Below are 10315 nucleotides of genomic sequence, written 5' to 3' on the forward strand. Positions count from 1 at the left end.
CGGCAACTCCGCCCGCACCACCCGCCCCAACGTCGCGCACCCCGCCGCGTACGCCTCCTGAAGCCCGCTCACCGCCGGGTCCCCCCCGGCCGCCCGCCACCGCCCGTACCAGTCCTCCAGCGCCCGCAGCACCCCCCGCAACAGCGGATCCCGGTCCGTGCTCACCGCCCCGGCCAGCGCCAGCGACCCCGCCCGCGGCACCGGCAGCTCCTCCGCCCGCAGCGTCACGTTGATGCCGACGCCGATGACCACCCCACCGTCCCCGGCCCGCTCCGCCAGGATCCCGCCGGCCTTGCGCTCCTCGTCGCCGACGTTCACCAGCAGGTCGTTGGGCCACTTCAGGGCCGTGTCCACGCCCGCCGCCCGGGCCAGCCCGGTCGCCACCGCGACGCCGGTGAGCAGCGGCAGCCACCCCCACCGGGCCACCGGCACCTCCACGGGCCGCAGCAGCACGGAGAAGAACAGTCCCGACCGCGCCGGCGCCGACCACTGCCGGTCGAGACGCCCGCGCGCGGCCGTCTGCTCCTCGGCGACGAGCACGTCGCCCTCCTCCGCCGCCCCCTCGGCGGCGCGCGCCACGAGGTCGGAGTTGGTGGACCCGGTGCGCTGCACCACGTCCACCCGGCGCCACAGCCCTCCCTCCCGCACCAGCCCCCGGCGCAGCGCCGTGACGTTGAGGGGCGGCCGGTCCAGATCGGACCACCGGCTGTCGGACGGGTCGGAGGCATCTCGGGGTGTCATGCAACCCACACTAGGTGTGGGAAACACCGCACTGCCGATCGGAAGACCCCCTACTACTCTACGGATGAGTAACCGTCCCCCCTTTTGAGCAGGCAGGGAGCCGCATCCCGATGTCCGAGCCGGAAGAGCAGCAGCCTGACATCCACACGACCGCGGGCAAGCTCGCGGATCTCCAGCGCCGTATCCAGGAGGCTACGCACGCCGGTTCGGAACGCGCCGTCGAAAAGCAGCACGCCAAGGGCAAGCTGACGGCCCGTGAGCGCATCGACCTCCTCCTCGACGAGGGGTCCTTCGTCGAGCTGGACGAGTTCGCCCAGCACCGGTCCACCAACTTCGGCCTGGACAAGAACCGCCCGTACGGCGACGGCGTCGTCACCGGCTACGGCACGGTCGACGGCCGCCCCGTCGCCGTGTTCTCCCAGGATTTCACCGTCTTCGGCGGCGCCCTCGGCGAGGTCTACGGCCAGAAGATCGTCAAGGTCATGGACTTCGCGCTGAAGACCGGCTGCCCGGTCATCGGCATCAACGACTCGGGCGGCGCCCGCATCCAGGAAGGCGTCGCCTCCCTCGGAGCCTACGGCGAGATCTTCCGCCGCAACACCCACGCCTCCGGCGTGATCCCGCAGATCAGCCTGGTCGTCGGCCCCTGCGCGGGCGGCGCGGTCTACTCCCCGGCGATCACCGACTTCACGATCATGGTCGACCAGACCAGCCACATGTTCATCACCGGCCCGGACGTCATCAAGACGGTCACCGGCGAGGACGTCGGCTTCGAGGAGCTGGGCGGCGCCCGCACCCACAACTCGACCTCCGGCGTGGCGCATCACATGGCCGGCGACGAGAAGGACGCGATCGAGTACGTCAAGCAGCTCCTGTCGTACCTCCCGTCCAACAACCTCTCCGAGCCCCCCGCCTTCCCCGAGGAGGCGGACCTGGAGGTCACGGACGAGGACCGCGAGCTGGACGTGATCGTCCCGGACTCGGCGAACCAGCCGTACGACATGCACACCGTCATCGAGCACGTCCTCGACGACGCCGAGTTCTTCGAGACGCAGCCGCTGTTCGCGCCGAACATCCTCACCGGCTTCGGCCGCGTCGAGGGCCGCCCGGTGGGCATCGTCGCCAACCAGCCGATGCAGTTCGCCGGCTGCCTGGACATCACCGCGTCCGAGAAGGCCGCGCGCTTCGTCCGCACCTGCGACGCCTTCAACGTCCCCGTGATCACCTTCGTGGACGTCCCCGGCTTCCTGCCCGGCGTCGACCAGGAGCACGACGGCATCATCCGCCGCGGCGCCAAGCTGATCTACGCCTACGCCGAGGCGACGGTCCCGCTCATCACGGTCATCACCCGCAAGGCCTTCGGCGGCGCCTACGACGTCATGGGCTCCAAGCACCTGGGCGCCGACCTCAACCTGGCCTGGCCGACCGCGCAGATCGCCGTGATGGGCGCGCAGGGCGCCGTCAACATCCTGCACCGCCGCACCCTCGCGGAGGCCGAGACGAGCGGCGAGGACGTCGAGGCGGTCCGCGCCCGCCTGATCCAGGAGTACGAGGACGCCCTCCTCAACCCGTACACGGCGGCCGAGCGCGGCTACGTCGACGCGGTGATCATGCCGTCCGACACCCGCCGCCACGTCGTCCGCGGCCTGCGTCAGCTGCGTACGAAGCGGGAATCACTGCCCCCGAAGAAGCACGGCAACATCCCCCTGTAAGGAGCCCGGCGTGATCAAGGTCGTACGGGGCAATCCCACCCCGGAGGAGCTGGCCGCCGCCCTGGCGGTGGTCCGAGCCCGCGCCGCGACGGCAGAACCAGAGCCGTCCCGCGCACCGAACACCAGGGACGCATGGTCCGACCCGTCCCGCATCGCGACCCGCACCCTGCCCCAGCCAGGCCCAGCGTCCTGGGGCCGCACGTACTGGCCCAGCTGAGAAAAACGCCCCCAGGGGCGCGGGGCTGTGCCGATGTGCGGCTCCGCCGCGTGAGCGCACAGAAGTGGAACCCCGCGCCCCTTCTTGAGTACGCATACTCAGGCGCCCCCATCCCGCACAGCCCCACGCTAGTGGCATGCTGTGGTCCGACCCCGAGAACGAGCCCCCCGAGGAACTGCGCGACATGCAGGTCATGCTGCGTCGGCTGGGCGTGTTCCTGGCCCTGGCCATGGTGCTCGCGATGATCGTGACCGGCCTGAGGTGAGCCGACCGCGCCCGGGTGGCTAACCTGGCTCCATGACTGCTCAGCGCCGCAGGCGTCTCGTTCTCGCCTCCCAGTCCCCCGCCCGGCTGGGGCTGCTGCGCCAGGCCGGTCTGGCCCCCGAGGTGCTCGTGAGCGGCGTCGACGAGGACGCCGTCACCGCCCCCACCCCCGCCGAGCTGGCCCTCGCCCTGGCCGAGGCCAAGGCCTCCGTGGTGGCCGCGAGGCCCGAGGTGCACGGCGCCCTGGTGATCGGCTGCGACTCGGTGCTCGACCTGGACGGCCAGGCCCTCGGCAAGCCCGCCGACGCGGAGGAGGCCACCGCCCGCTGGAAGGCGATGCGCGGCCGGGCGGGCACGTTGCAGACCGGCCATTGCGTCTGGGACACCGCCGCCGACCGCCATGTCTCGGCCACCGCGTCGACCGTCGTCCGCTTCGGCGAGCCGACCGACGAGGAGGTCGCCGCCTACGTCGCCTCGGGCGAGCCGCTGTACGTCGCCGGGGCCTTCACGCTGGACGGCCGCTCGGCGCCGTTCATCGACGGCATCGACGGCGACCACGGCAACGTGATCGGCATCAGCCTGCCCCTCGTACGCCGGCTGCTCGCCGAACTGGGCGTCGGCATCACGGAGCTGTGGGCGCCGGCGGAGGACTGACCGGGGAGCCGTCACCGCCCTTGCCGGGGTCACCCTTGCCGTCGCCGCCCCTGCCACCCTCTGCCGGCCCGGCGGGGGCCTCCTCCTGCCCGTCGTAGGTCATCAGCAGCAGCACGATGAGGCCGAGCACGACGAGCATGAACAGGAAGGCGCTCCAGCCCACCAGACCCCAGGTGAAGGCGCCGAGCAGCCCGTGCACGACGGCCGCGCTGATCAGCAGGATGCGGCCCACCCCGGCGGGCCGGCGGTCGCGCAGCGCCACGAGCAGGGCGACCAGCCCGCAGAGCGCGAAGTAGAGCCCGAAGACGATCCCGCCGATCTTCGAGGACACGGACATCGTGTCCGGGTCCAGACCGGCCAGGGACATCTCCTGCCGGTCGACGACGATCCCCAGGAACCAGTTCAGCGCGGCGACGCCGAGCGCCTCCGCGAAGAGGACGACCGCCACGATCCACGCCACCGGCCTGCGCACCGCCACCGGTCCCCACCCACTTCCGACCGCTGCCGCCAGGACAGCTACCCAAGTACGGCTGTTACCCCAAGTACGTTCGAGACGACCTGAACGCTACTAACGGGTAAACCTCGCGACAAGGGGTCTGGCGCGGGCAAAGAATCATTGGGCCATTCGTAGGGACTCCACAAAGAATCGGAGTGGCCCGCAGCACGCTCTCACAGAGACCTTGACCACATCGGGGGGCTAGGGTTTGCCCGAGGAGTCCTGCGTATCGCGGTACTACAAGGGATTTCGCGGGTCGAGCGAGCCTCGAATCACGCTCCGTGTGGGCAAGCTCACCATTGGGGACGGGTCGAAGTGCCGTGTCGGCAGTCCCTAAACTCGGCTTGTTTCAAGGAGGGAGCCTCAATCGTGCGCAAGGTGCTCATCGCCAACCGTGGCGAAATCGCTGTCCGCGTGGCCCGGGCCTGCCGGGACGCCGGGATCGCGAGCGTGGCCGTCTACGCGGACCCGGACCGGGACGCTCTGCATGTCCGCGCCGCTGATGAGGCGTTCGCCCTGGGTGGTGACACCCCTGCCTCCAGCTACCTGGACATCGCCAAGGTCCTGAAGGCGGCGAGCGAGTCGGGCGCGGACGCCATCCATCCCGGCTACGGCTTCCTCTCGGAGAACGCCGAGTTCGCGCAGGCGGTCCTGGACGCGGGTCTGATCTGGATCGGTCCGCCGCCGCAGGCCATCCGCGACCTGGGCGACAAGGTCGCCGCCCGGCACATCGCCCAGCGCGCCGGTGCCCCGCTGGTCGCGGGCACCCCGGACCCGGTCTCCGGGGCGGAGGAGGTCGTGGCCTTCGCGAAGGAGCACGGCCTGCCGATCGCCATCAAGGCGGCCTTCGGCGGTGGCGGACGCGGCCTGAAGGTCGCCCGCACCCTCGAAGAGGTGCCGGAGCTGTACGACTCGGCCGTCCGTGAGGCGGTGGCCGCGTTCGGCCGCGGCGAGTGCTTCGTCGAGCGCTACCTCGACAAGCCCCGCCACGTGGAGACCCAGTGCCTGGCCGACCAGCACGGCAACGTGGTCGTCGTCTCCACCCGTGACTGCTCGCTCCAGCGCCGCCACCAGAAGCTGGTGGAGGAGGCCCCCGCGCCCTTCCTGTCGGACGCCCAGATGGAGGAGCTGTACTCGTCCTCCAAGGCGATCCTGAAGGAGGCCGGCTATGTCGGCGCCGGCACCGTCGAGTTCCTCGTCGGCATGGACGGCACGATCTCCTTCCTGGAGGTCAACACCCGCCTCCAGGTGGAGCACCCGGTCACCGAGGAGGTCGCCGGCATCGACCTGGTCCGCGAGATGTTCCGCATCGCCGACGGCGAGGAGCTGGGCTACGGCGACCCGGAGCTGCGCGGCCACTCGTTCGAGTTCCGCATCAACGGCGAGGACCCGGGCCGGGGCTTCCTGCCCGCTCCCGGCACCGTCACCCGCTTCGAGGCGCCCGCCGGCCCCGGCGTCCGTCTGGACGCGGGCGTCGAGTCCGGATCGGTCATCGGCCCGGCGTGGGACTCGCTGCTGGCGAAGCTGATCGTCACCGGCCGGACCCGCAAGGAAGCCCTCCAGCGCGCCGCCCGCGCCCTAGACGAGTTCACGGTCGAGGGCATGGCCACCGCCATCCCCTTCCACCGCACGGTGGTCCGCGACCCGGCCTTCGCTCCCGAGCTCACCGGCTCCACCGACCCCTTCACGGTCCACACCCGGTGGATCGAGACGGAGTTCGTCAACGAGATCAAGCCGTTCGCCGCGCCCGCCGACACCGAGGCGGACGAGGACGCGGGCCGTGAGACGGTCGTCGTCGAGGTCGGGGGCAAGCGCCTGGAGGTCTCCCTCCCCTCGTCGCTCGGCATGTCGCTGGCCCGCACCGGTCTGGCGGCCGGTGCCAAGCCGAAGCGGCGTGCGGCGAAGAAGTCGGGCCCCGCGGCCTCCGGCGACACCCTCGCCTCTCCGATGCAGGGCACGATCGTCAAGATCGCCGTGGAGGAGGGCCAGGAGGTCCAGGAGGGCGACCTGATCGTCGTCCTGGAGGCGATGAAGATGGAGCAGCCCCTCAACGCCCACAAGTCCGGCACCATCAAGGGCCTGGGCGCGGAGGTCGGCGCGTCCATCACGTCGGGTGCCGCGATCTGCGAGATCAAGGACTGACACCCGCAGTACACCTGCACGACCGGGGCGCCCGGCGGACCACCACTCACGGTCCGCCGGGCGCCCCGCCGTTGAGGGGGGACGCGACGGACCGTGCGGCCGCTCAGCGCCGGCGCAGGTCCGCGACCCGGGCCCGTTCGTTCCCGGTGTTCGGCTCGCCGAGTGCCGTGGCCGTCCGTAGCGCCGGTCCCGCGCCGGGGACCTGACGGCGCGGCCCGGGCAGCGGCACGTCCCGGCGCTGCTGTCGTGCCGGGGCGGTGTCAGCCCCGGCGGCCTGGGGGTTTCCCGCGCCTGTCGCACCTCCCGACGCCCCGGCCACGGCGATCTGCACGCCCTGGTCGGCCAGGGCCTGGAGTTCGGTGGCGGCACGGTCGTCGTGGCCGGGCGGCTCGTCGGTGACCAGGCGGGTGATGACGTCCGTGGGCACGGTCTGGAACATGGTGTCCGTGCCCAGCTTGGAGTGGTCGGCGAGGACGACGACCTCGGCGGCGGCCTGCACCAGCGCGCGGTCGACGGACGCCGACAGCATGTTGGACGTGGAAAGGCCGCGTTCCGCCGTCAGCCCGGCTCCGGACAGGAAGGCCTTGGACACCCGCAGGCCCTGGAGGGACTGCTCGGCACCGCTGCCGACCAGGGCGTAGTTGGACCCCCGCAGCGTGCCGCCGGTCATCACGACCTCGACGCGGTTGGCGTGGGCGAGGGCCTGGGCCACCAGCAGCGAGTTGGTGACGACGGTCAGCCCGGGCACCCGCGCGAGCCGGCGCGCCAGCTCCTGGGTGGTGGTCCCCGCCCCCACCACGATGGCCTCGCCCTCTTCGACGAAACCCGCGGCGAGATCGGCGATGGCCGTTTTCTCGGCGGTCGCGAGATGGGACTTCTGCGGAAAGCCGGATTCTCGCGTGAAACCGCCCGGCAGTACCGCACCGCCGTGCCGGCGGTCGAGGAGTCCTTCTGCCTCCAGTGCGCGCACGTCCCGCCGTACGGTCACTTCGGAGGTCTGGACGACGCGGGCGAGCTCACGGAGCGACACGGCCCCGTTCGCTCGCACCATTTCGAGGATCAATTGGCGACGTTCTGCAGCGAACACGAAACTGACAGTAACCCCAACGACCGTCTGCTTTCAGCAGTATGCGCCGAATAACAGAAGTTGTTCGCACACCAGGGACGGAAGTGGTATACGCGCCTATGCCACCCGCAAGCTTCCGCAACTCCCCGTAATCACAGGCCAGTCGATTCCGGCCGCCCGAGGACAGCAGGCGATCCCTAGCCCTCCCCGTTGCTCTTCCGCGAGTGCAGCTGCCGCGCCACCTCGGCGATCGACCCCGAGAGGGAGGGATACACGGTGAAGGCGTTGGCGATCTGCTCGACCGTCAGATTGTTGTCGACGGCGATCGAGATCGGATGAATGAGCTCGGAGGCACGCGGCGCCACGACCACACCACCCACGACGATCTCGGTACCGGGCCGGCAGAAGATCTTGACGAAGCCGTCCCGGATGCCCTGCATCTTGGCGCGCGGGTTGCGCAGCAGCGGCAGCTTCACCACCCGGGCGTCGATCCTGCCGCTGTCGACGTCGGCCTGCGAGTACCCGACGGTCGCGATCTCGGGGTCGGTGAAGACGTTCGCCGAGACGGTCTTCAGATTCAGCGGCGTGACCGCGTCCCCGAGGAAGTGGTACATGGCGATCCGCCCCTGCATCGCCGCCACGGAGGCCAGCGCGAAGACGCCGGTGACGTCACCGGCGGCGTACACACCGGGGGCGGAGGTCCTGGACACGCGGTCGGTGCGGATGTGCCCGGAGTCCTTGAGCTTGACCCCGGCCTCCTCCAGGCCCATGCCCTCGGTGTTGGGGATGGCGCCGACGGCCATCAGGCAGTGCGACCCGGTGATGACGCGCCCGTCGGCGAGGGTCACCTCGACCCGGTCCCCGACCCGCTTGGCGGACTGGGCCCGCGAGCGCGCCATGACGTTCATGCCGCGCCGGCGGAACACGTCCTCCAGGACGGCGGCGGCGTCCGGGTCCTCGCCGGGCAGCACCCGGTCACGCGACGACACGAGCGTCACCTTGGAGCCCAGCGCCTGGTAGGCACCGGCGAACTCGGCACCGGTCACACCGGAGCCGACCACGATCAGCTCTTCGGGCAGCTCGTCCAGGTCGTACACCTGGGTCCAGTTCAGAATCCGCTCGCCGTCGGGACGCGCGTCGGGGAGCTCCCTCGGATGCCCGCCGGTCGCGATGAGCACGGCGTCCGCGGTGAGCGTCTCCTCGCTGCCGTCGGCGGCGCGCACCACGACCTTGCGCGACCCGTCGAGGGCCTGCATGCCCTCCAGCCGCCCGCGCCCGCGCATGACCCGCGCGCCCGCGCGCGTCACGGAGGCGGTGACGTCGTGCGACTGCGCCAGCGCGAGCCGCTTCACACGCCGGTTGACCTTGCCCAGATCGACACCGACCACCCGAGCGGCCTGCTCCATGGGCGGAGTGTCATCGGCAACGATGATCCCCAATTCCTCGTACGACGAATCGAAGGTGGTCATCACCTCGGCCGTGGCGATGAGGGTCTTGGACGGCACGCAGTCGGTCAGCACCGACGCCCCGCCCAGACCGTCGCAGTCGACGACGGTCACCTCCGCGCCGAGCTGCGCGGCCACCAGGGCCGCTTCGTATCCGCCGGGTCCGCCACCGATGATCACGATCCGAGTCACGTACTCCATTGTCCCGCACCGCTCGGCGTGGGACCGCCCGGGGGCACGTCTGTGACGACAGCGACGCCCGGGACGCCTGCCGTACGCTCTCCCCATGTCGCTCTACGCCGCATACGCCGGCAACCTCGACGCGCGGTTGATGACCCGTCGCGCCCCGCACTCGCCGCTGCGCGCCACGGGCTGGCTGAACGGGTGGCGGCTGACCTTCGGGGGCGAGCACATGGGCTGGGAGGGTGCGCTGGCGACCCTCGTCGAGGACCCGATCTCCCAGGTCTTCGTCGCGCTCTACGACGTCGCCCCGATGGACGAGGACTCGCTCGACCGCTGGGAGGGCGTGGGCATGGACATATACCGCCGCACGCGCGTCCGGATCCACACGCTGGACGGCGAGGAGGGCGCCTGGACGTACGTCCTGAACGCCTACGAGGGCGGCCTGCCCTCCGCCCGCTACCTGGGCGAGGTCGCGGACGCCGCCGAGTCGGCCGGCGCCCCGCACGACTACGTCATGGAGCTGCGCAAGCGCCCCTGCTGAAGCGCTTTCGTCAGAACCCACAACCCGACAATCTCAAACCCGTGAGCTCTGTCATCTACGCGCGTAGGCGTAAACCGGCTACCCTCTTCGGCGTGAACGCATCTCTTCTTCCGGACGACATCCAGGGCGACCCCTACGCCGCCGCCGACGCCGCCGCGGCCCGCCTGCGCGAACTCACCGGCGCCGAGACCCACGACGTAGCCCTCGTGATGGGCTCCGGCTGGGCACCGGCCGTGGACGCCCTGGGCGACCCCGAGGCCGATCTCCAGGTCACCGACCTGCCGGGCTTCCCCAAGCCCGCAGTGGAGGGCCACGGCGGCAAGGTCCGCTCGTACTCCATCGGCGACAAGCGCGCGCTGGTCTTCCTGGGCCGCACCCACTACTACGAGGGCCACGGCGTCGCCGCCGTCTCCCACGGCGTCCGCACGGCCGTCGCCGCCGGCGCCAAGACGATCATCCTGACCAACGGCTGCGGCGGCCTGCGCGAGGGCATGCGCCCCGGCCAGCCGGTCCTGATCAGCGACCACATCAACCTCACGGCCACCTCCCCCATCGTCGGCGCGAACTTCGTCGACCTCACCGACCTGTACTCGCCGCGTCTGCGCGCGCTGTGCAAGGAGGTCGACGCCACGCTGGAGGAGGGCGTCTACGCCCAGTTCCCCGGCCCGCACTACGAGACGCCGGCGGAGATCCGCATGGCGCGCGTCATCGGCGCGGACCTCGTCGGCATGTCGACGGTCCTGGAGGCGATCGCCGCGCGCGAGGCCGGTGCGGAGGTGCTGGGCATCTCGCTGGTGACGAACCTGGCGGCGGGCATGACGGGCGAGCCCCTCAACCACGAGGAGGTCCTCCAG

Annotated in this window: 11 protein-coding genes; 7 read left to right on the top strand and 4 right to left on the bottom strand. The window is 71.1% G+C overall.

The annotated features are described in order from the left end of the window. A partial coding sequence (locus GTW67_RS15665; RefSeq protein WP_161165435.1) for a biotin--[acetyl-CoA-carboxylase] ligase occupies nucleotides 1-741 on the bottom strand: 741 nt, incomplete at its 3' end. 110 nt (nucleotides 742-851) lie between these two features. On the opposite strand from GTW67_RS15665, the gene GTW67_RS15670 reads away from it, so the two are divergent. The 4 genes from GTW67_RS15670 (at nucleotide 852) to GTW67_RS15680 (ending at nucleotide 3588) form a co-directional block, all read left to right on the top strand. Next, nucleotides 852-2453, top strand: coding sequence for an acyl-CoA carboxylase subunit beta (locus GTW67_RS15670; protein ID WP_161165436.1), 1602 nt, complete (start codon nucleotides 852-854; stop codon nucleotides 2451-2453). Nucleotides 2454-2463: 10 nt separating this feature from the next. Further along, entirely contained in the window at nucleotides 2464-2670 is a 207-nt protein-coding gene (locus tag GTW67_RS15675; protein WP_161165437.1) for an acyl-CoA carboxylase epsilon subunit, read from the top strand. Nucleotides 2671-2806: 136 nt separating this feature from the next. After that, nucleotides 2807-2935, top strand: coding sequence for a morphogenic membrane protein MmpB (gene mmpB / locus GTW67_RS38185; RefSeq protein WP_272920499.1), 129 nt, complete (start codon nucleotides 2807-2809; stop codon nucleotides 2933-2935). A gap of 32 nt (nucleotides 2936-2967) precedes the next feature. Then, nucleotides 2968-3588 carry a Maf family protein gene (locus GTW67_RS15680; RefSeq protein WP_161165438.1) on the top strand — a complete coding sequence of 207 codons (621 nt, stop codon included), beginning with the start codon at nucleotides 2968-2970 and terminating at the stop codon, nucleotides 3586-3588. Here GTW67_RS15680 and GTW67_RS15685 read toward each other — a convergent pair. After that, a complete protein-coding gene (locus GTW67_RS15685; RefSeq protein ID WP_161165439.1) occupies nucleotides 3557-4066 on the bottom strand; it encodes a hypothetical protein in 510 nt (169 codons plus the stop codon). The two genes, GTW67_RS15680 and GTW67_RS15685, sit on opposite strands and share 32 nt — an antisense overlap. A 387-nt stretch (nucleotides 4067-4453) precedes the next feature. Between GTW67_RS15685 and GTW67_RS15690 the strand changes: the two genes are divergently transcribed. Continuing rightward, complete coding sequence (locus GTW67_RS15690) at nucleotides 4454-6226, top strand: ATP-binding protein (protein ID WP_161165440.1); 1773 nt, start codon at nucleotides 4454-4456, stop codon at nucleotides 6224-6226. Between the two features lie 103 nt (nucleotides 6227-6329). On the opposite strand, the gene GTW67_RS15695 is transcribed toward GTW67_RS15690, so the two are convergent. Then, entirely contained in the window at nucleotides 6330-7313 is a 984-nt protein-coding gene (locus GTW67_RS15695) for a DeoR family transcriptional regulator (RefSeq protein WP_161165441.1), read from the bottom strand. A 176-nt stretch (nucleotides 7314-7489) separates the two neighbouring features. Then, complete coding sequence (locus GTW67_RS15700) at nucleotides 7490-8938, bottom strand: NAD(P)H-quinone dehydrogenase (RefSeq protein ID WP_161165442.1); 1449 nt, start codon at nucleotides 8936-8938, stop codon at nucleotides 7490-7492. Between the two features lie 85 nt (nucleotides 8939-9023). Here GTW67_RS15700 and GTW67_RS15705 point away from each other — a divergent pair, with 85 nt between their 5' ends. Both GTW67_RS15705 and GTW67_RS15710 read left to right on the top strand, forming a co-directional pair. Next, on the top strand, nucleotides 9024-9461 hold the full coding sequence (locus tag GTW67_RS15705; protein ID WP_161165443.1) for a gamma-glutamylcyclotransferase family protein: 438 nt from the start codon (nucleotides 9024-9026) through the stop codon (nucleotides 9459-9461). A gap of 92 nt (nucleotides 9462-9553) precedes the next feature. Next, a partial coding sequence (locus GTW67_RS15710; RefSeq protein ID WP_161165444.1) for a purine-nucleoside phosphorylase occupies nucleotides 9554-10315 on the top strand: 762 nt, incomplete at its 3' end.

Source organism: Streptomyces sp. SID5910 (assembly GCF_009862125.1).
In the GTDB taxonomy this organism is placed as follows: domain Bacteria; phylum Actinomycetota; class Actinomycetes; order Streptomycetales; family Streptomycetaceae; genus Streptomyces.

Excerpts from the sequence above, each read along its gene's own strand:
- GTW67_RS15670 (WP_161165436.1), top strand. The coding sequence starts at position 852 with ATGTCCGAGCCGGAAGAGCAGCAGCCTGACATCCACACGACCGCGGGC.
- mmpB (WP_272920499.1), top strand. The coding sequence starts at position 2,807 with ATGCTGTGGTCCGACCCCGAGAACGAGCCCCCCGAGGAACTGCGCGAC.
- GTW67_RS15680 (WP_161165438.1), top strand. The coding sequence starts at position 2,968 with ATGACTGCTCAGCGCCGCAGGCGTCTCGTTCTCGCCTCCCAGTCCCCC.
- GTW67_RS15700 (WP_161165442.1), bottom strand. The coding sequence starts at position 8,938 with ATGGAGTACGTGACTCGGATCGTGATCATCGGTGGCGGACCCGGCGGA.
- GTW67_RS15705 (WP_161165443.1), top strand. The coding sequence starts at position 9,024 with ATGTCGCTCTACGCCGCATACGCCGGCAACCTCGACGCGCGGTTGATG.